The sequence below is a fragment of the Guptibacillus hwajinpoensis genome (assembly GCF_020524165.1).
Taxonomy (GTDB): domain Bacteria; phylum Bacillota; class Bacilli; order Bacillales; family Guptibacillaceae; genus Guptibacillus; species Guptibacillus hwajinpoensis_D.
The window spans coordinates 431,730-454,142 of sequence record NZ_JAIVKU010000005.1 but is presented as its reverse complement, the minus strand read 5'-3'; the positions used below and the strand labels follow the sequence as shown (position 1 = coordinate 454,142).

General features: G+C 43.0%; 22 protein-coding genes. 16 read left to right on the top strand and 6 right to left on the bottom strand.

The annotated features are described in order from the left end of the window. Positions 1–135 precede the first annotated feature (135 nt). The 7 genes from LC090_RS15370 (at position 136) to LC090_RS15340 (ending at position 7,490) form a co-directional block, all read left to right on the top strand. Positions 136–1,455 (top strand): four-carbon acid sugar kinase family protein, encoded by a 1,320-nt coding sequence (locus LC090_RS15370; RefSeq protein WP_226658907.1) that lies wholly within the window; start codon positions 136–138, stop codon positions 1,453–1,455. A 20-nt stretch (positions 1,456–1,475) separates the two neighbouring features. Continuing rightward, positions 1,476–2,507 carry a TRAP transporter substrate-binding protein gene (locus LC090_RS15365; protein WP_226658906.1) on the top strand — a complete coding sequence of 344 codons (1,032 nt, stop codon included), beginning with the start codon at positions 1,476–1,478 and terminating at the stop codon, positions 2,505–2,507. A 75-nt stretch (positions 2,508–2,582) separates the two neighbouring features. After that, the gene (locus LC090_RS15360; protein ID WP_226658905.1) at positions 2,583–3,074 is read left to right on the top strand and encodes a TRAP transporter small permease; all 492 of its coding nucleotides are present in this window, start codon (positions 2,583–2,585) and stop codon (positions 3,072–3,074) included. Beyond that, positions 3,071–4,348, top strand: a complete 1,278-nt coding sequence (locus LC090_RS15355; RefSeq protein ID WP_226658904.1) for a TRAP transporter large permease — start codon at positions 3,071–3,073, stop codon at positions 4,346–4,348. The genes LC090_RS15360 and LC090_RS15355 overlap by 4 nt, the downstream gene beginning before the upstream one ends. Positions 4,349–4,372: 24 nt before the next feature. Then, positions 4,373–5,374 (top strand): 4-hydroxythreonine-4-phosphate dehydrogenase PdxA, encoded by a 1,002-nt coding sequence (gene pdxA, locus LC090_RS15350; RefSeq protein ID WP_226658903.1) that lies wholly within the window; start codon positions 4,373–4,375, stop codon positions 5,372–5,374. 155 nt (positions 5,375–5,529) lie between these two features. Next, positions 5,530–6,774 (top strand): lactate racemase domain-containing protein, encoded by a 1,245-nt coding sequence (locus tag LC090_RS15345; RefSeq protein ID WP_226658902.1) that lies wholly within the window; start codon positions 5,530–5,532, stop codon positions 6,772–6,774. A gap of 101 nt (positions 6,775–6,875) precedes the next feature. Further along, positions 6,876–7,490 (top strand): sulfite exporter TauE/SafE family protein, encoded by a 615-nt coding sequence (locus LC090_RS15340; RefSeq protein ID WP_226658901.1) that lies wholly within the window; start codon positions 6,876–6,878, stop codon positions 7,488–7,490. Positions 7,491–7,523: 33 nt separating this feature from the next. Here LC090_RS15340 and LC090_RS15335 read toward each other — a convergent pair whose 3' ends face one another. Beyond that, the gene (locus LC090_RS15335; protein WP_226658900.1) at positions 7,524–8,624 is read right to left on the bottom strand and encodes a CdaR family transcriptional regulator; all 1,101 of its coding nucleotides are present in this window, start codon (positions 8,622–8,624) and stop codon (positions 7,524–7,526) included. A 143-nt stretch (positions 8,625–8,767) separates the two neighbouring features. Between LC090_RS15335 and LC090_RS15330 the strand changes: the two genes are divergently transcribed. The 5 genes from LC090_RS15330 (at position 8,768) to LC090_RS15310 (ending at position 13,343) form a co-directional block, all read left to right on the top strand. After that, the gene (locus LC090_RS15330; protein ID WP_226658899.1) at positions 8,768–9,928 is read left to right on the top strand and encodes a glycerate kinase; all 1,161 of its coding nucleotides are present in this window, start codon (positions 8,768–8,770) and stop codon (positions 9,926–9,928) included. Next, positions 9,928–11,049: a 2-keto-3-deoxygluconate permease gene (locus tag LC090_RS15325; RefSeq protein WP_226658898.1), complete on the top strand. Its 1,122-nt coding sequence runs from the start codon at positions 9,928–9,930 to the stop codon at positions 11,047–11,049. The genes LC090_RS15330 and LC090_RS15325 overlap by 1 nt, the downstream gene beginning before the upstream one ends. A gap of 114 nt (positions 11,050–11,163) precedes the next feature. Next, entirely contained in the window at positions 11,164–12,426 is a 1,263-nt protein-coding gene (gene larA / locus LC090_RS15320) for a nickel-dependent lactate racemase (RefSeq protein WP_226658897.1), read from the top strand. Positions 12,427–12,630: 204 nt separating this feature from the next. Further along, a complete protein-coding gene (locus tag LC090_RS15315) occupies positions 12,631–12,909 on the top strand; it encodes an ArsR/SmtB family transcription factor (RefSeq protein ID WP_226658896.1) in 279 nt (92 codons plus the stop codon). 47 nt (positions 12,910–12,956) lie between these two features. Next, positions 12,957–13,343, top strand: a complete 387-nt coding sequence (locus LC090_RS15310) for a VOC family protein (RefSeq protein ID WP_226658895.1) — start codon at positions 12,957–12,959, stop codon at positions 13,341–13,343. Between the two features lie 145 nt (positions 13,344–13,488). Here the strand turns inward: LC090_RS15310 and LC090_RS15305 are convergent, their stop codons facing one another. From LC090_RS15305 to LC090_RS15295, 3 genes are read right to left on the bottom strand one after another with little or no spacing between them, the layout of a single operon-like run. Beyond that, complete coding sequence (locus LC090_RS15305) at positions 13,489–15,060, bottom strand: SagB family peptide dehydrogenase (protein ID WP_226658894.1); 1,572 nt, start codon at positions 15,058–15,060, stop codon at positions 13,489–13,491. Between the two features lie 19 nt (positions 15,061–15,079). Next, the gene (locus LC090_RS15300) at positions 15,080–17,002 is read right to left on the bottom strand and encodes a TOMM precursor leader peptide-binding protein (RefSeq protein WP_226658893.1); all 1,923 of its coding nucleotides are present in this window, start codon (positions 17,000–17,002) and stop codon (positions 15,080–15,082) included. After that, positions 16,999–18,891, bottom strand: coding sequence for a putative thiazole-containing bacteriocin maturation protein (locus LC090_RS15295; RefSeq protein ID WP_226658892.1), 1,893 nt, complete (start codon positions 18,889–18,891; stop codon positions 16,999–17,001). Before LC090_RS15295 ends, LC090_RS15300 begins: the two co-directional genes overlap by 4 nt. 590 nt (positions 18,892–19,481) lie before the next feature. Between LC090_RS15295 and LC090_RS15290 the strand changes: the two genes are divergently transcribed. After that, positions 19,482–19,649 carry a hypothetical protein gene (locus LC090_RS15290; RefSeq protein WP_226658891.1) on the top strand — a complete coding sequence of 56 codons (168 nt, stop codon included), beginning with the start codon at positions 19,482–19,484 and terminating at the stop codon, positions 19,647–19,649. On the opposite strand, the gene LC090_RS15285 is transcribed toward LC090_RS15290, so the two are convergent. After that, on the bottom strand, positions 19,646–20,119 hold the full coding sequence (locus LC090_RS15285) for a MarR family winged helix-turn-helix transcriptional regulator (RefSeq protein WP_226658890.1): 474 nt from the start codon (positions 20,117–20,119) through the stop codon (positions 19,646–19,648). The two genes, LC090_RS15290 and LC090_RS15285, sit on opposite strands and share 4 nt — an antisense overlap. A gap of 309 nt (positions 20,120–20,428) precedes the next feature. Here LC090_RS15285 and LC090_RS15280 point away from each other — a divergent pair, with 309 nt between their 5' ends. Beyond that, the gene (locus LC090_RS15280; protein ID WP_226658889.1) at positions 20,429–20,914 is read left to right on the top strand and encodes a hypothetical protein; all 486 of its coding nucleotides are present in this window, start codon (positions 20,429–20,431) and stop codon (positions 20,912–20,914) included. 119 nt (positions 20,915–21,033) lie between these two features. After that, positions 21,034–21,405 carry a VOC family protein gene (locus LC090_RS15275; RefSeq protein ID WP_226658888.1) on the top strand — a complete coding sequence of 124 codons (372 nt, stop codon included), beginning with the start codon at positions 21,034–21,036 and terminating at the stop codon, positions 21,403–21,405. A gap of 54 nt (positions 21,406–21,459) precedes the next feature. Here LC090_RS15275 and LC090_RS15270 read toward each other — a convergent pair whose 3' ends face one another. After that, on the bottom strand, positions 21,460–21,855 hold the full coding sequence (locus LC090_RS15270) for a VOC family protein (protein ID WP_226658887.1): 396 nt from the start codon (positions 21,853–21,855) through the stop codon (positions 21,460–21,462). Between the two features lie 184 nt (positions 21,856–22,039). Here LC090_RS15270 and LC090_RS15265 point away from each other — a divergent pair, with 184 nt between their 5' ends. Beyond that, a complete protein-coding gene (locus LC090_RS15265) occupies positions 22,040–22,387 on the top strand; it encodes a YciI family protein (protein ID WP_226658886.1) in 348 nt (115 codons plus the stop codon). The last annotated feature ends 26 nt before the right edge of the window (positions 22,388–22,413 follow it).

Below are 22,413 nucleotides of genomic sequence, written 5' to 3'. Positions count from 1 at the left end.
TTCTTTATAAAACAGTGCCAGGTCGTTAAGAGAACTGAATCAATGAGATTGGTTGTTGAAAAGTAAAAATGAACGTGAGTGAACAGGAAGAGAAGAGTTAGTTCTCTCACACTTGTTAATCGAAAGGGGGTGGGAATGGTTTTGAAATTAGCAGTTATTGCAGATGACTTAACAGGAGCGAATGATACGGGGGTACAATTTGCAAAACAGGGGTTAGATACAACGGTGTTGTTTCCTGATACAATCTTGCAACCTACCAACATGACTGGAGATGTGATTGTATTAAATTCCAACAGTCGCGCCATTCCGACTGAGAATGCTCATGCAATCGTGTCGAAGCTATCGAAACAGTTACGTGAGCTAGGCGTAACATCTGTTTTGAAAAAAATTGATTCCACGATGAGAGGGAACATTGGTACAGAAATTGATGCTGTGATGGATGTGTATGATTTTAATGTCGCTTTCGTTGTTCCTGCTTTTCCAAAAAGCGGACGAGTCACCTTGAATGGGATCCATTATGTCGATGGCGTACAGCTTGAAGAGACTGAAATCGCAAGTGATCCGACTTGTCCAGTGAATGAAAGCTACTTACCTGAGCTTTTGCAAAAGCAGAGTAAGCGGGAAGTGGAACTTATCTCTATCCGGGATGTTCGAGAAGGGAAAGAGTCCTTAGCCCAAAAGATGAAAGCGCTATCGCTTCAGAGTCCCTCGAAAATTGTGGTGGTAGATGCGGAGACAGATGAAGAATTACATACCATCGTTGAAGCAACACAACAACTGGAAGAAAATATTCTTTGGGTTGGATCAGCGGGTATTGCCTATCATCTTTGTAACTCGTTTCATGATCAAACGCTTTCAATAGAAGATTGTGAGAATAAACAATTACCACTATTAGTTGTGGCGGGAAGCATTAGTGCAATTACCCACAAACAAGTGGAAGAGTTAAAGCGGCAGACAAGTATTGAAGAAGTCATGATTGCTCCGTATAAGTTCTTAGGTGAAAAAGAACGGCAGAGTGAAATCGAACGAGCCGTTCAATTAGGAGAAGTTCTTCTAGACAAAGGAGACGTAATTGTCTCAACGAATCGCGATGCCGATGCAATCAAACAAGTAAGGGAATTCCAACAGACTCTCGGACTATCAAACATGGAAGTTGGAAGCCGAATTGCTGATGCACTTGGCATCATCGCTGGTCGTCTCATTGAAAAGAAACGAATCCAGGGTGCCGTGTTAACAGGTGGTGACATTGCTGGAGCAACGTGCAAGGTGTTGAATGGAAAGGGCATTCGAATTATCGGAGAAGTGGAAGACGGACTTCCGTATGGCACATTATTCGGAGGTTTGTACGATCGTCTCCCTCTTGCAACGAAAGCAGGCGCATTTGGAAGTGAGCGGGCTCTTGTGAAAGCGCTTCAGACCTTGAAGGAAGTTACGATGCAAACGGTCAAACAATAAATCATATTGGAGGAAAAAAGATGAAGAGTTTATCTAAAAAGATATTAGGTGCTACGACAGCATTAAGTCTCAGCGTACTTGTTGCTTGTGGTGGAGGAAATCAACAGGCAGATTCAAGTGGAGGAGAAGCCGCTTCAGGCGAAGCGAAAACATTGCAGGTTGGGATAACGCTTGCTGAAGACTCTCATTACTACAAAGGTCTTGAACATTTTGCTGACCTCGTTGAAGAAAAGTCCGACGGTGAGCTAGCGATTGAAATTTTCCCAAATGGATCACTCGGTGGCGAACGTGACATGGTTGAAAGTCTTCAAGTTGGATCGTTAGATATGGTCCTTACTTCGACTGGTCCACTTGGTGGTTTTGCCCCTGAAATTAATGTTGTCGATCTTCCGTTTCTTTTTGAAAATCGTGAACACGCATACAAAGTATTAGATGGTGAAATTGGTCAGGATCTCTTATCTGGTCTTGAAGACCAAAGCTTAAAAGGTCTTGCTTGGTGGGAGAATGGGTTCCGTCATATTACGAACAGCCAGCACCCAATTGAAAAGCCAGAGGATCTAAAGGGATTGAAGATCCGTACGATGGAAAACAACGTACACATGGATTCCTTTAAAGCCATGGGTGCTGATCCAACGCCAATGTCATTTACAGAGCTATTTACTGCCTTACAACAGGGCGTCGTTGATGGACAGGAGAATCCAGTTCCGATTATTTCAACTTCTCGCTTCTATGAAGTTCAAGATTATTTAACACTAACGGGTCATTTCTATTCACCAGCGGCACTATTAGTAAGTTCACAAGTGTTTGAAGGTCTTTCTGAAGATCAACAAAAAGCGCTACAAGAAGCAGCTTCTGAAGGTGCAGAGTATGAACGTGAAATCGTTGCAGATATGGAAGAAGAAATGATTGCAGATTTGAAAGATCAAGGTATGGAAATTGTTGAAGATGTCGATAAAAAGGCCTTCCAGAAAGCAACGACGTCCGTATATGATCAGTATGCTGATCAAGTTGGAGAAGATTTAATTAAACAAATCCAGGATGCTGCGAAATAAAAGCAGGCATTAGACTTATGATGTGGGGATAACCTTCCCCCATCATATTGTTTTATGGGGGAGGTTAGGTTACATATGAATACAATCATCAAAAACATTGATCGATTTAATAAGGTTCTTGGCGTCATTTTAGCTCTTTTGATTATGGTGATGTCAGCCGTTATCTTCTATCAAGTGTTTTCAAGATTTGTGTTGAAGGATTCATTAAGGTGGTCTGAAGAGTTAGCAAGATATTTAATGGTTTGGAGTGTCTTTATTGGATCTGCTTTAGCGATTCGAAAACGGGATTTAATCTCAGTCGATGCGATTAAAGAATTGTTGTCTGAACGTGCAAAAGTTGTACTGAATGTATTCGTTTATGTCGTTTCGATTGTGTTTCTTTCTGTGTTGGTGAATTACGGGTTTGTCTTAATGGGGAATATTGTTCATCAAACATCCCCTGCTATGAACATTTCTATGGGTTGGGCATATGCAGCGATACCAGTTGGTGCCATTTTCATGATTATGAATTGTGTAGCGGTCATTATGGAAACGATTATGATGCAAAAGGAGGGCGATGAACAATGACAACAGTCCTATTAATCTCAATGCTCGTTTTGTTTTTGTTAAGCGTTCCAATCGCCCTCGCTATTGGTTTAGCTTCTGTTATTGCCATTTATTTTACTAGCGATCTACCAATGCTAGTGATTGTGCAACGCATTTTTACATCACTCGATTCTTTTCCATTAATGGCGATTCCCTTCTTCATTCTGGCTGGAGCACTAATGGAAACAGGGGGAATCTCGAAGCGGTTGGTTCACTTCGCGAATACGCTAGCTGGTTCGATGACAGGCGGGCTCGCGGGTGTAACGGTTATCACTTCCATGTTTTTTGCAGCGATTTCTGGATCAAGTCCGGCAACCGTTGCAGCCATTGGGTCCATTATGATTCCTGCGATGGTAGCGAGACATTATGATGTCAACTTTGCAGCAGCTGTACAATCTGTCTCAGGTGCGCTTGGCGTTATTATCCCTCCAAGTATTCCAATGATCTTATACGGTGTCGTTGTTGGTGTATCGATTGGGGATCTCTTCATAGCTGGTATCATTCCCGGTCTCTTAATTGGATTTTCTTTAATCTTAACCGCCTTCATCTTTTCGAAGAGACGTGGTTACAAGGGAACAGAGCACTTTACATGGAAAGAGAGAATGGATGCCTTTAAAAATGCGATCTTTGCCTTGTTAATGCCAACGATTATCCTTGGTGGTATTTATGGCGGTATTTTCACGCCAACTGAAGCGGCAGTCGTAGCGGTAGCATATGCGCTTATCATAGGAGTCTTTGTTTACAAAGAAATCAAAATCAAGGACCTTATCCCTGTATTTGTGAAATCAGGTTTAACGACGTCCATTATTATGTTGATTATTGGTACAGCTGGTCTTCTAGGGTGGTTATTAACAAAAGAGAGAATTCCACAAACTGTGGCTCAGTCCTTTATTAGTTTCTCTGATAACCCGTTAGTGTTTCTATTAATTGTTAACGTATTCCTTCTTATCGTAGGAATGTTCTTTGAAACTTCAGCGTCCGTCATCATTCTTGCACCAATCTTAGCGCCAATTGCTATTCAGCTAGGCGTAGATCCAGTTCACTTCGGTATTATTATGGTTGTGAATCTAGCGATTGGTATGGTGACACCTCCACTGGGTGTCAACCTATTCGTAGCGATGCAAATATCGAAGATTAGACTAGAAACGCTATCCAAAGCGGTATTGCCGTTTTTAATCATATTAATTGCCGATGTGTTACTGATTAGTTATGTACCAGAGATCTCACTATTCTTAGTGGAGTTATTAAAGAATTAATGAATTAAGAGGAGGAAATAATGTATGACAGCTAAACCAATTATTGCGATTACAATGGGCGACCCATCGGGGGTAGGGCCAGAGGTCATTGTCAAATCGTTTAAAGATGAAGCCATCTATGAAAACAGTTCGTTATTTGTCATTGGTGATCGTAAAATGTTAGAAAGAGCGATCGATGTGACGGATGTTCAGCTTGAGGTACGTAGCATTGATAAGCCTGAAGAAGCGAAGTTTGAATACGGAACAATTGATGTTGTTGATTTAAATCTTGTATCTGACGAATTGCCTTGGGGTGAAGTGTCCTCAGAAGCTGGAAATGCCGCATTCCGCTATTTAGAAAAGGCCATTTCTTATGCGAATGATAAAAAGATTCAGGGGATTTGTACCGCTCCACTTAACAAGGAAGCTCTGCATAAAGCGGGTCATATTTATCCAGGACATACCGAAATTCTGGCTGAACTTACGAACACAAAAGATTTTGCAATGATGTTGTCTGCTCCTGGCTTACGAGTGATCCACGTGACCACTCATATCGGTTTAATCGATGCGGTGAATAAAATCAATGTAGACCGTCAATACACTGTTATTAAATTAGCTCATGAGACGTTACTAAAAGCCGGCATTGCTGATCCTAGAATCGCTGTCTGTGGCATTAATCCTCATGCCGGAGAAAACGGTTTGTTCGGTAACGGAGAAGAGGAAGAGAAAATTATCCCAGCTGTTGAAAAAGCTCAAAAAGAAGGAATCAACGTTGTCGGACCACTTCCAGCTGATACCTTATTCTTTAGAGCAAAACGTGGCGATTTTGATATCGTTGTTGCCCAATATCATGATCAGGGGCATGGTCCTATCAAAGTATTAGGTCTTGAGTCAGGCGTAAACATTACCGTTGGACTTCCAACAATTCGTACGAGCGTTGACCATGGGACGGCCTTTGATATCGCTGGCAAAAACATTGCGGATGAGAAATCGTTAAAAGAAGCGATCCGAATGGCTTATGAGCTAGCACCAACTAAGGTTGTCTAGTAGATCGATCAACTGAATAAAACCACATAGCAAGAGACAGCGTGTATCGTCTCTTGCTATCCTTTTTGTAAAAGACGAGGTAAAGTTATAAATGGACAATTCGTGCAACGGAAGCATGTCGAGAAAAGGAATGATTCTGAAAAGGGGTGGGAAGGATGGCTTTTCCTAAGGTTGCGAAAATTAGGCAGAAGTTTGAGGTAGAAAGTATTACAGATGTATCGAAAGTGATCGAAGAACAGTTTCAGACCGTTGAAGCAAATCAAAAAATAAAGCCAGGTATGGAAATTGCAATTACGGTTGGGAGTCGAGGGATTGCGAACATCGATTCAATTGTAAGAAGCATTGCGGAAGAAATCAAAAAGCGCGGAGCCACACCGTTTATCATTCCAGCGATGGGCAGTCATGGTGGGGCAACGGCTGAAGGACAAGTGGAAGTACTTGAAGGATTAAATGTCACGGAAGAAACAACAGGATGTGAAATTCGCTCATCTATGGATGTTGTTGAGATCGGTGAAACTTCTGCTGGTATCCCAGTCTATATTGATAAGCATGCGTATCAAGCTGATGGAATCATTGTCATGAACCGAGTGAAGCCACATACCGACTTTAAGAAAGATATTGAAAGTGGCGTTTTAAAAATGGCTTCGATCGGTATGGGAAAACACAAACAGGCACTTGCTCTTCATACTTATGGTATAGAGGGAATCCGAGATATGATGCCTGAGGTAGGGAAAGTAGCGATTGCGAACTCCAACACGCTGTATGGCATAGCGGTGGTTGAGAATGCCCTTGAAGAAACGGCGATCATTGAGGTGATGGAGCCAGAAGAAATTCAAGATCGGGAACGGAAGCTTCTTCGAAGAGCATTTGAGTTAATGCCGAGCTTACCAATCGATGAAATTGATATTTTAGTTGTCGATGAAATTGGTAAGAATTACAGTGGAACTGGCATGGATACCAATATCATCGGTCGTATACGGGTCCTTGGTGTAGAAGAGCCAGAGAAGCCAAGTATCAAATACTTAATTGCTTCTAACTTAAGTGAGGCGAGTCACGGTAACGCGCTTGGAATTGGACTCGCGGATCTGACAACGAAGCGGTTATTTGAGAAGATTGATATGAAAGCAATGAACGAAAATGTGATCACCAGTACATTTCTTGATCGCGCCAAAATACCAATTGTTCTCGACAGTGATAAAGAGGCATTAACTGCAGCACTTCGCGCAACATGGGGCGTGAAGGATGAGGAGACAAGGTTCGTCCGTATTCCTAATACGCTTCATATTGGTGAAATGATTGTATCCGAAGTGCTTTATCATGAATTGAAAGGTCAACCGAATATCGACGTAATCGAAGAGCCAACTAAGATGCAGTTTGATGAAGATGGGTATTTCCTATAAAGTAGAGTAGATATATTTCCGGATCAGAGGTAGACTTGCTGGATACATCAGTGAGGAGCTACCTTTTTTTCTGTGGGTATTTAGCACAAAGGAGTGAAAAGATGATTAGTAGTTTAACTTCAGTATTGTTTCTAGGTCTTATTTTAGGGATTAAACATTCCATTGAACCAGATCATGTCATCGCAGTCTCAACGATTGCAAGTGAAACAAAGAAATGGTGGCGATCATCATTAGCCGGGGTGTTTTGGGGGATCGGTCATACGATGACACTCTTTATTGTTGGGATGATCGTTATTCTGATGAAAGGTGAGATACCTGAAGCGTGGGCCGTTGCAATGGAATTTCTAGTTGGTGTTATGCTCGTCTATCTTGGATTTAAGAGTGTTTTGATGATAAGAAAACACACAGAACGTCACGAAAAGAATCGACATGCTCCATTTATTAAATCTACGGCTATTGGCTTCGTTCACGGTCTTGCAGGCAGTGCAGCAATGGTCCTCTTAACGATGTCTTCTGTTACGACGATTGGAGAAGGGGCTCTCTATATGCTCGTTTTTGGAGCTGGCACAGTGATCGGAATGCTTGGTTTTACGACCATTATCGGCATCCCCTTTGTTCTTAGCAAAAATAAAGTGAAGATCAACAACAACCTTACAAGGCTAACTGGTGTCGTTAGCATGCTGTTTGGTGTGTACTATATGTATAGTGTGTGGTGATGCTAGGAGTCTAGTCATCACCTTTTCCTTTGTTCACAATTTTCTATCGCTCGATCTTTGTGAAATCCATATCGCCATCTGCAGGGTAAGGGCATCTTTAAATTGCCGGGGATCATACCCTGTGTCCTGCTTGATTTTATTGATTCGATAGACGAGCGTGTTGCGATGAATGTACATCTCCTCAGAAGTTTGTTGGAGATTGAGATTGTTCTTAAAAAGAAAAGAAAGCGTATCGCTATATTTAGATAAGGTTTGATTAAACACTCGATCTTTGAATCGTTCCGCAACATGAGGATTGATTTGATAGAGAATCGCTTGTGGTTCTACATCTTCAAAGAAAATAATCTTCTTGTTTGGATCACTTATTTCAAAGGCCAGCTCACAATCTTCATACGATTGACGAAACCCTTCAAACGTGGAGAAGGGGTTACTTACTCCCATACGACATGGAAGGGATAGATGATGCATTTCTAAAGAGATACGCTTAATTAGTTTTTTGACATTATATTCATTCACACCACATAGTCCGATAAACAAACGATTCACGTTAATAAATCCTACAAGGGCGTAATGATGATTGAAAAGGTTTTCAATTCGTTCGACAATGGTTTGGTTCGGAATGGAACGTTCCCCTATATGGATAATGACGGTGGTAAAAGGAGCTGGAAGCTTTGTGTTTAGAAGTTCTAATCCCCTTTCAATCTGTTCGTATGAGGGGACTGGCTTAAGCAATTCCTCCGCAATCATTTCTTTTGTGCGCTGTTTCCATTCCAATTGCCGGGCGATGAATTCCTGCTTGATCATTAATTCTGTCGCCATTTTCACAAGACCTCCCACATCACCCATTTCTTCTGGATTTCCTGTGATGCCAATGACGCCTACAACCTGATTTTGAAACGAGATTGGTAAATTAAGTCCAGGTTGGGCACCCCTCCATTTCCCTTCTTCATCAGAGGAGATGGAAAGTGATGCTTTCCTTTTAATGACTTCGAGTGCACCTTCATGGATTTGATCGATCCGTTCCATATTTCCTGAAGCAATAATGACACCCTGCTCGTTCATAATGTTGATATTGCGATTTAATCTGTTTGACGTCTCGAGGACAATCGTTTTGGCAATAGCTCTTGTTAACATAAAAACCCTCCTTTAGCTATAATAGACGAAAAATTCTTGAAAATCATCCCCTTTTTTATATACTCCATACAACGAAATCATTCGTTAAGCCAAGTATAATAGGATACAACGTATGAAAGCGCTTTCTAAAAGGGGGTAATTAATTGAAGGTTGTCATCGCTCCAGATTCATTTAAAGGTAGTCTGACAGCAAGAGAAGCAGCTGTTGCAATCGCTCAGGGTGTCAAAAATGCGGATCCCCTGGCAGAAACGTCCTTAATTCCAATGGCGGACGGAGGGGAAGGCACGCTCGAAACTCTTGTGGATGCAACCGGGGGTTCCACGACACACGTGCAAGTGATGGGACCACTTGGTAACCAGGTGGACGCAAGTTACGGAATTCTTGGTGACAATAAAACGTGCATTATCGAAATGGCTAGTGCATCTGGACTTGTGCTAGTACCAGAAGGGAAATTAAATCCACTCGTTACTACAACCTTTGGCACAGGAGAGCTGATTAAACATGCTCTTGATGAGGGATATAGAAAGTTTATTCTTGCCATCGGAGGATCAGCTACGAACGATGGAGGCGCTGGGATGTTGCAGGCGCTTGGATTACGCCTTCTTGATCAGAAGGGAGACGAAGTCGAATTTGGTGGAGGGTGTTTGAAGGACATTGCTTGCATTGACCTTAAAGCATTCGACGAGCGAATTAAAGAAAGTTCATTTTTAATCGCTTCAGATGTGGAAAATCCACTTATCGGTCCTAATGGGGCATCTTATGTTTTTGGCCCACAAAAAGGAGCGAGTCAGAAAGATGTAGCATTCTTAGACGGTCAACTAACACATTGGGCAGATGAAATTGAGAAAACAACAGGGATTAGGATTCATGACAATCCCGGTGCAGGTGCTGCAGGCGGCATTGGTGGAGCATTTCAGGCGTTCTTTCCTTCAAAAATGGAGCGTGGAGTCGACGTCGTGATTCATCATACACAATTGAAGGAAAAACTTGCAGAAGCTGATCTTGTCATTACAGGGGAAGGGCAAGTCGATTCACAAACAGCCTCAGGGAAAACACCAATGGGAGTGGCTCAGACTGCCCAATACCTTGGTGTTCCAACTATTGTGATGGCTGGTTCCGTTGGGGCGGGCATAGAGGTGCTATATGAGTATGGCGTTGTCAGTGTGCACAGTATCGTGAATCGCCCAATGAGCTTGGAAACAGCGATTAAACAAGCATCGATTTTATTAGAAAAAAGTACAGAACAAGTCGTTCGATCTTATTTTCATCATCATGCTTCAACACTACAAGGGGGTTTTGTTTAATGAAGATTAAAAAGACGATTGAGAAGGTTCCAGGCGGCTTAATGGTCGTTCCATTGATGTTTGGAGCTCTTGTGAACACGATTGATCAGATGCATCTTCCTTTTATCATGAATGCATTAAAGTCACTTGGAGTTGCGCCAACAGAGGAAGGTTTCTATGAAATGCTTCGAATCGGTGGATTTTCAGAAGCTCTTTTTAAAAATGGGGCGCTTGTGTTGATTGCCCTATTCTTGTTCTCAGCAGGAAGTCAAATGAATTTAAGGATTGGTGGCGTTGCACTTAAGAAAGGCGTATTGCTTACGGTTACGAAATACATAACGGGTTTAACGGTTGGCCTGTTATTCGGTTATTTCTTTGATCCGATGTCGGGGCTGTTTGGACTATCCACGCTGGCTATTATTGCTGGAATGACAAATGGGAATGGTGGCATGTACGCTGCCCTTACAAGTCAGTATGGAAATCGTTCCGATGTTGGTGCCGTTGCGATTCTTTCACTAAACGATGGTCCGTTCTTAACGCTTCTTGCGCTCGGTTTATTAGGGTCCAGCTTCCCGATTATTGCCTTTATTGCTGTCCTGCTTCCAATTGCTATAGGCATGCTGCTTGGAAATTTAGACGAAGAGATTAGAGAATTTCTCAAACCTGGTGAAATTCTACCCGTTCCTTTCTTTGCATTCGCTCTAGGAGCAGGCATGAATCTTGCGAATTTCTTCAATCCCGAAGTCGTAGCGGCTGGATTGACGATTGGAATTCTAACAACTGTTCTGACCGGTGGAGCAGGAATTCTCGTCTTTAAGCTATTTAAAGAAAAAAGTTACATTGCACCGATATCTGAGGCTTCCACAGCAGGAAATGCAGCAGCGACTCCAGCAGCCATTGCCGCTGCAGCAGCTGTAGCGGCAAGTTCCGGTATGATGTCGGCGAGTGAAGCTGAATCCTTTCAAAGTATTGCAGCCATCGCGACAGCACAGATCTCTATTGCCACACTAACCACAGCGATTCTTTGTCCTATCGCGGTTATTCTAGTCGATCGCTATCAACGTAGTAAAGGAATTGATGGCAGGTTAGAGTCTGAGGAGTTAAAGCAATCCAAACAAGATAAAGAAGTTCAATCTGCATAATAAGGACAGGTGGACTGACTAAATTCATGTCAGTCCATTTCTCTATTTGTTTTAGTAGTAAAATGAACGAAAGAAGTTATTCAAAATAATTATGGAAAAAGCGAGGGGAAAGAGATGGAAACGACATTACTTTATGGGAAAGAAAACCTTTCAATAAACCTCCCGGACAACGCATTCATCGTTGAACCTACAAATATGTCTGGATTAAAGGATACCAACAGAGAGATAAAGGCTGCCCTTCAAAATCCTATTGGGACACCCCCATTAAAGGAAAGGGTAAAGCCTTCAGATACTGTTGCTATCGCAATTAGTGATATCACAAGACCGACACCGAATCATATTCTTATTCCCTTACTTATTGAAGAGTTAAATCATGTTCCACTTGAGAACTTCGTTATTATTAATGGAACTGGCACGCATCGAGATCAAACGCGTGAGGAATTTATCCAGATGCTAGGCGAATGGATCGTTGATAACATACGGATTGTGAATAACCATTGCCACGACATAGAAACGCTTGTTAATCTGGGTGAAAGTTCATTTGGTTGTGATGTTTACTTAAATAAAGATTATGTAGAGGCTGATTTCAAAATTGTTACTGGGTTTATTGAACCTCATTTCTTTGCTGGATTTTCTGGTGGACCAAAAGGAATTATGCCAGGCATCGCCGGAATTGAAACGATTATGACATTCCATAACGCAAGAATGATCGGAGACCCACTTTCTACCTGGGGGAATATGGTTAACAATCCTGTGCAGGATATGACGCGTGAAATCAATGGCATGTGCAAACCTGATTTTATGCTGAACGTCACACTAAATAGAGAAAAAGAAATCACAGCGGTATTCGCCGGGGAATTATATGAAGCACATGACAGAGGATGTGAGTTTGCTAAGGAACATGCGATGATCAAGTGTGATGAACGCTTTGATGTGGTGATTACGTCAAACTCTGGCTATCCTCTTGATCAAAACTTGTATCAGGCCGTGAAAGGAATGAGTGCAGCTCACAAGATCGTGAAGGAAGGTGGAGCCATTCTGGTAGCATCTGAATGTTCGGATGGTTTACCAAGTCACGGAAACTACTCGAAAATCTTTGAAATGGCTAATAGTCCGGAAGAGTTACTCGAGATGATCAACAATCCAGAATTTAAAATGTTTGATCAATGGCAAGTCCAGAAACAGGCGGTTATTCAAGTGTGGGCGGATGTCTATGTTCACTCCAAGCTAACGGATGATCAGGTTAAGGGTGCGATGTTAAAACCGATGCACAACATTGAAAAGACATTAGAAGAATTGAAAAAGCAGTATGGGGAAGAGATGACAGTTGCTGTGTTGCCGTTAGGGCCGTTGACGATTCCTTATGTTGAAGAATGACTCCCATTAGGGAGTCTTTTTTGTTGGCGTCGCTGGTGCATCGCTGGTGTGTGCATCGCTGGGGCGTCGCTGGGGCGCATCGCTGGTGTGCATCGCTGGGACGGTTCTCATGATGCAGGAAGAGAAGGGGGTCAGGCACGTACCTGACCCCCTTCTCCACGCTGAACGTTGACGTGCAACCTAAAGGTTGCGTATAATTAATATATGAACTGGGATAAAGACGCTATATTTAAAGCACTGGGTGATTCAACTCGTCGGATGATTTTAGATGAACTGTCCGAACGGAACGAGCTAACTTTGTATGAACTGACGACCCGTCTCATTATGAAGCACAAGCTTACTATTTCTAGACAAGCAATAGCGAAGCACCTTTCCACTTTAGAAGCAGCGGGACTTGTCCTTTCAAAACGAAAAGGAAAATATCGCGTACTTCTATTTAATAAGGAACCGCTTAAAAATTTGTTAAAAGGTTGGGTGGATTAAATCTTTTCATTGAAGGATTCCAAGGTAAAATTAGAGGAGGTAAAGACATGTTAAAGATCATTATTACAAGTGTTTTTGTAGAAGATCAAGACAAGGCGTTAGCATTTTATACAGAAACGTTGGGGTTTGTTAAAAAGAATGACGTTCCGACAGGGGAGCATCGCTGGATCACGGTTGTTTCCTCAGAGGAACAAGGCGGAGTCGAACTTTTGCTTGAACCAAATGAGCATGAAGCTGCAAAAGAATATCAACAAAAGTTATTCGATGATGGCATACCGGTAACGATGTTTGGGGTAGCGGATATTCAAGAAGAGTATAAGCGCCTAGTGGAAAAAGGCGTGCGTTTTACAATGGAACCGACGGAAATGGGTGGAATCACAATCGCTGTCTTTGATGATACATGTGGTAATTTGATTCAGCTTATTCAGCAGTAGTTGTGCGCCGCATCGCTGGGGAATCGCTGGGAATCGCTGGGAATCGCTGGGACGGTTCTCATGATGCAAAAATATAAACAAACCCTGCCTAAAGAAAGGCAGGGTTTGTTTATAAGCACTAATTCTTTATCTATCGCTCGCTGAATCAGCAGAACCGTCCCAGCGATTCCCCAACCAACCAACTCTTTGCCCGATGAAACCCAACTGGAACCTGAATAATCGTCGTTTTCTGTGCCCCCTCCAGCTCGTAAATCTCATCACAACCATTGATATCAAACCCAAGCAGGGGGTGGCCGTTCATCCCAAGTGCGCTCGCTGTTAACAATATTCGCTGAAGCAGCATACCCGCTTCCATATGTTGAATGCGATATCCTCTGTATCCAAGTTCACCTTTGTGATGTGTGCGATCTCCAACGATATGGAGGCAAGCTGGAACTTGATGCAGGTTGACGTTGTGAAGCGACATCCCAGCTTGAAGACTAAAACGAAAGTCACCCTCTTTTATGAGAAGGAGCGAATGGGAAGTAGCGTCATACCGATATGCCCCATTCGGAATGCCGTCAATCTGATAAAAGCAGCCATAAATGGTGACCCGCGGTTTCTGGTTTTCTTCTTTATCCAGATCGTTATCGTATCCATAGGAATCCATGCTTTCCTTAAGAAGCGAAGCAAGCTGAACGTGATCCATTCGCTGTGCGCTAAAATCCATTTCTGGAGAATAGCGATTTTGGCAGACGTGAGCGAAGTCTTTGGAGAGCTTCTTTGGTTCTGGTAAAGCGATCTTTATCTTGTATTCTATTTTTTCTTCTCTGGTTTCTAATTGCCGGAATAAATCTGTAGATTCCATTAGCGTTTCATGATGAAGCTGCACAATTTCAGGAAAAGGTAATACGTTATGCGAACGTTGAACATGGGTCGTTTTGATTTCTGGAATTGCTTCACTCAATGCTGTTGCAGTGTATTTACCGAGCGTCTCATCACGCGCGATTTTATGCTCTGAAAGCGGGATAATAGCATAGGTGCTTTCCTCCGTACCGTCTAGGCCAAGTAGGTGATTGACAGCTTGATCGAGAAATTGTAAATGAATCTTAGGATGAAAACAACATCGCTTACTTACTTCTAACAGCTGCCCCATTAGCACGCCGGCATCCAACCCCTGAAGGCGGTATGAAAAGTTGTGGTATTTGAAAAAGTTTTTCCAAAACATCGTGGTGATGATGACTGCTCCAAAACAATTGGATAGGGGAGAGCTGTTTCCTAGTGCGCTCGTTAAATAGGAATCAAAATTTCCCTTTCGCAGCAAAAGAAGGCGATGGTGTGCGACATCGTAATGGTAGATCCCGTATGGTAATTCTTCTAGTTTTAGATAAATATAGAGTTCACTCGGATATAAGCCGCCACCCGAAGGCGGGAAGCGGCGGAATCCTTGCATTGTTTCAGATGATTCTTCCCCTGTGGGAGAAGGGAAAGCGGTTTGGTTAAACTGAGTCAGCCCATACACATACCACAGAAAATAACCGATTGTATTCAGATCAGGTGTTGGATGAGGGGAATGCTCTTCAATCGCAAGTGGCATCTCATAAGGAAGACGGTATTCCGGTAAATGGCGGTAGAGCTTAAAGGGATGAGGAGCATCGTCCCAATCCACTTCCCAGTTTGGTGGCGTCACTAGGTCATTTTGGAAATGCAGCTGGTGTACAAACAGGTCGAGATCCATAACATACCTCCTCGCCACGTTAAGGAAATGGATGCGGATAAGGGTTGAGCTCTTCAACTGTTAAGTCTCGATCAACAAATCCGAGTTGTTTCGGAACCGTTAATACGCGGCTTAAGCCGGTGACGCGCCTTAAATGATGGCCAAATGTCATCGGAAGCATGCCCGGAATGATTACTTTTGCACAGTGGAGTCCGTTTCGTTTAATTTCAGGTGTTGTTTGATCAACGACGATCACATCTAAGTTTAAGTGACGGAATGTTTGTAACAGGTTATTCAAATCATCTGTAAGATCGTCATGATGCTTTGCTGGTTGAAACGCTTCTTGGAATGTTTGCAATGGACGATTTTGATGGAGTAAAAAGTGAAGGCGTTCTTCTGCTTCAGGTAATCCGTAAACCATGCCATGATCATCCATTTTTTTCACGAGCGAAGAGTCATGATACATGGCTAGAAAGTCATCTTTCTTCTTTTTAAACTCTTTATTTAACGGCGTGATCATGCCTACACTTTCAAAAATGGCGCTTTTCACAGCTCGAATGGGATCGAGATGGGCGCCAGCCGCACACATCAGATTTAAGCGATCAGAATCAGAGGTGCGGTTCTTTGTAATCGTTAAGATGCAGGGGATACCGTGTTCCATCGTGGCATTGTATAAATAAAGGTCATAGCCCGTTATCTCCTGCATGCGGTCGATCATCAAGTGGAGCTCTTTGTCGTTTGATGTGTAAGGATCAATTTGCGGGAGCTGGAGCTGGGCGTACCAGGTGATGAGAAAAGAGTCGCGTTCAAGCACTTCCATCATGCCGTAGAAAATGGCTTCCTCAAGACTTCCGCCGATCGCACAGCCGTTTGACGTTTCAAACACAAACCCATCTCCGCATCCCATGCTGTAATACGCGAGACGCTCAGGAACGAGAATCGGCTCGTTTTCAATAAGTGAGTAGCCCCATACCCAGTTCATTTTTCGATCAGTGTGAAAAGGAGTGAACGGATAACCCTGCTCCGCATACTGTTTCTCGGCATGAACACCAAGCTGAAGCGGGTTTAAGGCGCGGTCCAGGTTACGATAGCAATCGTGAACGACAGTCCTTTTTCCTTTCGGATCAATCCCACACGAGCGTTCCAATCCTTCCAATATCGCAGTCATTTGACTCATCGCATACGAGTTTGTTCTTCCTGCCGAGCCTTCATTTCCATTGAAGAGAGGGAGGTTCACAATCGCATCTGCATACGTTGTTTCAAAATCGATCATGAGACGATTTAACAGGCCCGTGCGTGGATCAAGATAGTCTTCTGAGAGTACGTTGCGTAAATCGTTTATCGACCGACAACGATAGCCGCTGATTTTGATACTTGGTTTTAATGACATCACTGTATCCGTGTCTTCTGGCAGAGAACTGCAAATGGAGCAATAGGCGTCTGGTAAAATCCGGTGACGAGAGCTTTCAAGGGATGCCATGTTAAGGAGGTGAATGGTCCCTTCTAATTGAGCAGAATGGGACTCCAGCACTTCATTTTTGATCAATTGAGCCATGTGGAAAACGCCCGTTTGTGAGACCCATTGATCCTGAATGGCGTTCCCGTTGGTAAAAGCCTGTTGGATCTTCCATAGATCCTCACGATCGGTGGCGGCCATCATCTTTCTTGTATCCGCACACTGTGAACAGCCTGCGATACCAGGCTGAACGAGTGGCCCGATCACACCTTCACCAAATGATAAGAAGGCGCGTAGCCAATTGATGCCAAGCTCTTGGGCGACTTCTTCTGCTTGTTTGTGGATGGAGGGATTCCAGGCGTCGTGAATGACGAGCAACAGGGATGTGTTCTTAGGAATCGTCTCTTCAAAATCTGATCGAAGCGTGAGGGAAGAGTGGGGAGCGAGTTGCTCCGCTACGCAATCTCGAAGCAGACCATTTCCGACTATGGTAATGCGTGCGCTCACGTCATCTCCCCCTCTCCTAACAGCACCCCGTAAATGTCTAGTGCTCCATCTTTTTCAAACGTTTCAAGCTTTATTTTGACAATGGAGAGCTGGTCGAAACGGTTCATGACAGAACGAAGAACGTTCGCCTGGTCGTGTGGGCTATATGCAGGGATATCAATGGACTGGATCGAGTTATTTTCAAAAGGAATCGTTGAAAAAGAGAGAGCTGCCGAAATGGTCTTGTTTTGAGCTTCTTTCACGGCTTGTAGGAGTGCGCGTTGTAATGCGAGCTCGAGCGTCATCCCGACGCTACCGTACCAGCGGCTATCCGATGCTTTTCTCCATACGACGGGAAATCCGTGCGACTCTTTTCCTAATGCGAGATCCGGTACTTTTTGCATCGTCGTTAAAACTTTCAAATAGTAGCGACAGGTATTGTCTTCAACATGTTGAGGTGCGAATCTGAAAATGCCTTCCATACACTGATCGGCTTTCTGATTCCATTCCTCTTCTAACGCTGTTTGCAGTGCCCGACTGACAGCCTCAACAAACGTTTCTCCAGCACCTATGTGGAGATCGGTTTCTGAGTACGTAGCCTTGTCGAAAGGAGAGGGGAGTGACGAGATTATCTCTTCTTTTAATGGAAGAACGTACTCCTCAATACCAGTCAATCCTGCATCAAGCCTTGCTTCTTCGTGTGTTAATGCTGAACTTATGAGACTCGGATGTAACACAGACGATCCGGATGGTTTGACGTTAACTGGCTGAATCTCACACTGAGCTAAAGGCAATTGATTTAGCTCACCCTCTTCCCACTTATGAAAAATCCCCAACTGGCTGGTTAACTGACTGAAATAGTAAAGGAGTTTGTTCGGATCTTTTTTCTTCTCTTCACTCATTTCTTTGGAGACCTGTTCGACTTTGATCTTTCCAGATACGAGCGGATGAGGGCGATAAGGATGCCATTTGCCTTCAAGGGTTTCGAGGTTAAGCAGAAATACCTGATTGTTCGAAAGTACAGGTATGCCTGTGCTCTTTTTAAACCATTCAAATACGACCATATTTGCGAGCATCGCGCCAGCTGGCGGTGAAAAAGAGTCAGTGTTAAGCGGTTCATGTAAACTTCGCCACGCAGATTCCCAGCAGCCGCTATCCGGGGTAACAAGCGGGCCGGCCATTCCAACGCCTTTCGCGCAGATGGCGGGGAGAAATGTCTTTCTCTTTTCTTTACAAGCATGGAGGAGACTGCGTAGCTCCTGTACATTTTCTTCTGAGGAGACATATAAAATCGCATCGAATCGTTCGATCTGTTCCTCCCAGGGCACCGGACCTCTTTTTAACACAACCTCAATCGAGACTTCAGGGTCTGATTTTTTTGATGCAACTTCTAATTGTCTGATTCGATTTTGACTCGTCTTTTCATCTGTTAGTAGGATTTGGAATCGAGGCAAACCGGATGTAAGCAAGGAAGAAACCAAACCGATTAACATGGTGCCTTCTCCGACAACGAGAACGTTTTTCTGCCGGTATTGCTGAAACCGATAGGCTCCAGAATCACAGAAGCTTTCGATGTACTCAATTTGTGAAGCGAATTTCTCCACGATAGGTGGTTTTAATTGGTGGGGACGGTCCTGACTAACGTCACGAAGAAACCCATTCGTATAGAGGGTATTTGTAATCTCGTAAACTCGATCACGATAAGGCTTTGTTAGACCCTCTGTGAGGGTTTCTAGCGAATATTCGCCGTTATACATTGGAATCAGCTTTTCGATCCATTGATGGATCGTGCTCCCTTCCATTCGAAAGGAACCTGCATTGTTTCTGAAATAGACGCTTCCACTCGGTTCCGGCATGAAAAACGTGCCTTTCTTTAGCTTTAAACGCATGGAAGGTTGAACATTCGTCATGACACACCTCCTGACCCACAGATCTGACTTCATACTATGAGTCTATGTTTGCAGATTTGTCTCATATGTGTGGACATGATGGTTAAGGGGGGGGGTTAGGATGAATTCTGGAGATGCTGCACAAAGGTTATTAAGATCATTAAATCTGTAGTCAACTGGATCAACGTAAGGGAGAGGTTATAAGCTGGGTTTTGACGTTTCGCGGAATTATCCAGAAAATCGCGGAATTAACATGTTCTTCTCCACCATAGAAGGAATATGCAAGGAATACTAGAGCGATGGGGGACTTCTAATGCCATGTGGACTAGAATTGGAAGATCGGGTGGAGCAATAGTAGGTGTGTTGTTGGATAAGAATTGTTTTTATAGGATGGTTTTAGGTGTAGCGGTTGGTTTAAAGTTGTCTTCATAAACAAATGGATGAAGAGAGACTTGCTCTCTCATTATTCATCTCGCGAAAGAGCGCTTATCTTTTCATTGATAAACGCTCTTTTCTCCTCCCAACATATACAAAACACACCTAAACTATCCATCTTAAAATGAAGTCGGTACACTTTTATATATCTTAAAAAGTAAGGAGATTTTCATACCGTGTCTCGTATAAAATCAACTGAATTTTTTTGTAAAAACTGTTATCGAAATTTTACTCCCGGCCAGCACGTTGCTTATTTAATTGAGAAGCATTATACCGTTTGTGAATCTTGTTCTGCTCACGAAAATCACATTGAATGGCGAATTGTTGAAGATTTATTTGGTTAATCAGCTATCGGCTTTTTTGAGGTTTGTTCGACCCATTCTACAAATGAATGGCCATAGAAGTGTTTGTTCATATCAGAGATGATGGACATGAACTCAGCAAGTTTCTGTGGATCCATTTCCTTCATATAGTTCCAGAATTGATATTCGTAGGTTGAAGAGGTATGCAGAATGTTCTCACCTTCTGGGCTGAGTGATACATAGGTTATGCGTCGATCCTGATCCATTTTCGATTGGATGATCAGGTCCTTCTTTGTCATACGCGCTATTACTTGAGCCACTGTTGAAATATCTAATAGGCTAAATTCAGCTAGTTTTGTGAGGGTAATGGATTTTTCTAGATATACGATCCACAAAATGTGTTGTTCCGCTTGAGTAATCCCTAGATCTTTTGCCGCCAGTTGCCATTCCTTATCCAACACTTTGAATGCCGCACGCATGTGATTCATGATGTAATGCAATTGATTTTCCATATATCGATCCTTTCCATTAAGAGGTTTAGTTCTATTTTACTATAAAATGCGTTGAGCGGGAAATGATCTGATAGACTAGCAAAGATCTAGCACCTTAAAACATTAACACATTACCTTTCGTTTTCATGATATTCTTCTACCTATTCCGATTAGCATCGGGTACAGCCACGTTCCAAGTAATAGGCATACCGCCGCTGCATTAATTAAAAAATGAAGTTCCTTTTTTAATAAAGGAATGATTGTGTTACAGAATTTTTTTTGAAATACTTAACATACAGAAAAATTTTACAGCGAGATGAGGAGAAAACAATGGATTTAAAGTTTGCCGCAGAGATCCATCGAGTGGGTCTTGAGGTTGAATATTTCACCGTAAAAGATGTCATTCAATGGACGGACCAATTAATAGAAGAACTAGATCATCCACCGTATGAACTGATTGACGTCTCGTTAGCTGTTAATCAGCACTCGGCTGATGTACGCTCGAAACTAAAGCTTATTAAGGGAGAAGTAGATGATACGTTTACAGTAAAAGTGATTCTTGGACTTATTCATCGGTATCTGATTGAGAGTCGAGATTTTTCTAGCGTTGAATACATGCTGTCGATGGTTAACGATCTACCAGTAGGAGACAGCGAGTTTGCTAATGAACTAGACTGGCTGATGGAGTTAAAATTCTTAGCCCATTCAGATATACTTGGTAATTTAGAAGATGCAAGGAAAGGGATTGAAAAATTCCTAGAACAGTTTAGCGGATACGAGAAATACTATACACCTGAAAATACAGTCGTTAGTTGATCGGGAATTAGCACATTGGAAAAGGAATTCTTGAATGAACTACGAAAAAGGTAACGATACCCCTCAGCGATTAACCCGAATTGGTTGGGGAGCCTACTCATTTAATAGGAGGAGATCAAATGAAACTAGGAGCATTTTCAATCAGTTTAAGCGTAAAGGATATTCATCGTTCAAAAGAATTTTATGAAAATCTTGGGTTTGAAACGTTAGGTGGCGACATTGAACAGAAATGGCTTATCTTGAAAAATGATACAACGATCATTGGCCTCTTTCAGGGGATGTTTGAGAAAAACACGCTAACGTTTAATCCAGGCTGGGATCACAATGCTGAAAATCTAGAAGAATTCACAGATGTTCGAGAATTACAAAAAACGTTGAAAGAAAAGGGCGTTCGCTTAATTGAAGAGGCAGACGAGGAAACGGAAGGACCGGCGTATCTTACTTTGGTAGATCCAGATGGTAATCCGATCTTAATTGATCAACATCGTTAAGAGGTACTGAAATAAGGAAAAAGGCGCGAGTGAAGCGCCTTTTCTAACCGAATGCTACTTCGCATTTTCATCTGGCTGATGAACCCCAAAGATATTCCCTTCCGTATCCTTATAGTACCCTTGCCACGCCATCCCCGGCAGCGCGTATTTCGGCAATGCGACCACACCGCCTTTTTCAAGAATTTTCGCTTCAATCGTATCGTAATCTCCTACCCCCATGGTACACGCATAGCCGTTGACGGGCTGATTTGGTTCTGGAGGTGGACCTTGTCGCTGCATGAGGGCACCATTGATCCCAGGCTGATCGTCACCGCCAGTGATCACGCCAAAATAAGGCATGCCAGCATATTCGCTCCAGTCTTCAAACGTCCATCCAAATACTTCTCCATAAAAATGTTTTGCCCGGTCCATGTCATCGACGTGAATTTCGAAATGTACGAGTCTTCCCATAATTCCCTCCTAAATGGTCGTTGTGTCTTCCTCATGTATGTTCGATAAGGTGCTTAAGCACTCCTCCTAGAATGAATGAAATGAACGCAGATTTTTGGTGGAAGGAGGATTCTTTCATTGTATCGAATTGATAGAATGGAGCGAATCTGAATAAGTGAGTGATTCTCAAAGAGGAGGGATATCGATGCTGTTTATGCTGATCGTGAAAGCATCAAGGAATTCGGAAGCTGGAAATCTACCAAGTGCTGAGCTGAGGGAAGCGATGTCAACGTACAATCAAGAATTAGTAAAAGCAGGCGTTCGGGTTATGGCAAAAGGTCTACACCCAAGTTCGAATGGGTTGCGTATTTCGTATCCACACGGTGCTCCGGTGGTTACGGAAGGACCGTTTCCTGAAACGAAGGAAATAACTGCCGGGTTCATTCTCATTGATGTGGAGTCGAAAGAGGAAGCGGTTGAGTGGGCGATGCGCATGCCAGACCCGCAAGGACATGGTGAGGGCCAGGTTGAACTGCGTCAAGTGTTTGAATAGGTTTGATTAATTTTGCAGTAGGAGGA

Excerpts from the sequence above, each read along its gene's own strand:
- LC090_RS15265 (WP_226658886.1), top strand. The coding sequence starts at position 22,040 with ATGCTGTTTATGCTGATCGTGAAAGCATCAAGGAATTCGGAAGCTGGA.
- LC090_RS15295 (WP_226658892.1), bottom strand. The coding sequence starts at position 18,891 with ATGACGAATGTTCAACCTTCCATGCGTTTAAAGCTAAAGAAAGGCACG.
- LC090_RS15355 (WP_226658904.1), top strand. The coding sequence starts at position 3,071 with ATGACAACAGTCCTATTAATCTCAATGCTCGTTTTGTTTTTGTTAAGC.
- LC090_RS15360 (WP_226658905.1), top strand. The coding sequence starts at position 2,583 with ATGAATACAATCATCAAAAACATTGATCGATTTAATAAGGTTCTTGGC.
- LC090_RS15270 (WP_226658887.1), bottom strand. The coding sequence starts at position 21,855 with ATGGGAAGACTCGTACATTTCGAAATTCACGTCGATGACATGGACCGG.
- LC090_RS15305 (WP_226658894.1), bottom strand. The coding sequence starts at position 15,060 with ATGGATCTCGACCTGTTTGTACACCAGCTGCATTTCCAAAATGACCTA.
- LC090_RS15340 (WP_226658901.1), top strand. The coding sequence starts at position 6,876 with ATGATTAGTAGTTTAACTTCAGTATTGTTTCTAGGTCTTATTTTAGGG.
- LC090_RS15345 (WP_226658902.1), top strand. The coding sequence starts at position 5,530 with ATGGCTTTTCCTAAGGTTGCGAAAATTAGGCAGAAGTTTGAGGTAGAA.
- LC090_RS15325 (WP_226658898.1), top strand. The coding sequence starts at position 9,928 with ATGAAGATTAAAAAGACGATTGAGAAGGTTCCAGGCGGCTTAATGGTC.
- LC090_RS15285 (WP_226658890.1), bottom strand. The coding sequence starts at position 20,119 with ATGGAAAATCAATTGCATTACATCATGAATCACATGCGTGCGGCATTC.
- LC090_RS15335 (WP_226658900.1), bottom strand. The coding sequence starts at position 8,624 with ATGTTAACAAGAGCTATTGCCAAAACGATTGTCCTCGAGACGTCAAAC.
- larA (WP_226658897.1), top strand. The coding sequence starts at position 11,164 with ATGGAAACGACATTACTTTATGGGAAAGAAAACCTTTCAATAAACCTC.
- LC090_RS15280 (WP_226658889.1), top strand. The coding sequence starts at position 20,429 with ATGGATTTAAAGTTTGCCGCAGAGATCCATCGAGTGGGTCTTGAGGTT.
- LC090_RS15275 (WP_226658888.1), top strand. The coding sequence starts at position 21,034 with ATGAAACTAGGAGCATTTTCAATCAGTTTAAGCGTAAAGGATATTCAT.
- LC090_RS15315 (WP_226658896.1), top strand. The coding sequence starts at position 12,631 with ATGAACTGGGATAAAGACGCTATATTTAAAGCACTGGGTGATTCAACT.
- LC090_RS15365 (WP_226658906.1), top strand. The coding sequence starts at position 1,476 with ATGAAGAGTTTATCTAAAAAGATATTAGGTGCTACGACAGCATTAAGT.
- LC090_RS15370 (WP_226658907.1), top strand. The coding sequence starts at position 136 with ATGGTTTTGAAATTAGCAGTTATTGCAGATGACTTAACAGGAGCGAAT.
- pdxA (WP_226658903.1), top strand. The coding sequence starts at position 4,373 with ATGACAGCTAAACCAATTATTGCGATTACAATGGGCGACCCATCGGGG.
- LC090_RS15310 (WP_226658895.1), top strand. The coding sequence starts at position 12,957 with ATGTTAAAGATCATTATTACAAGTGTTTTTGTAGAAGATCAAGACAAG.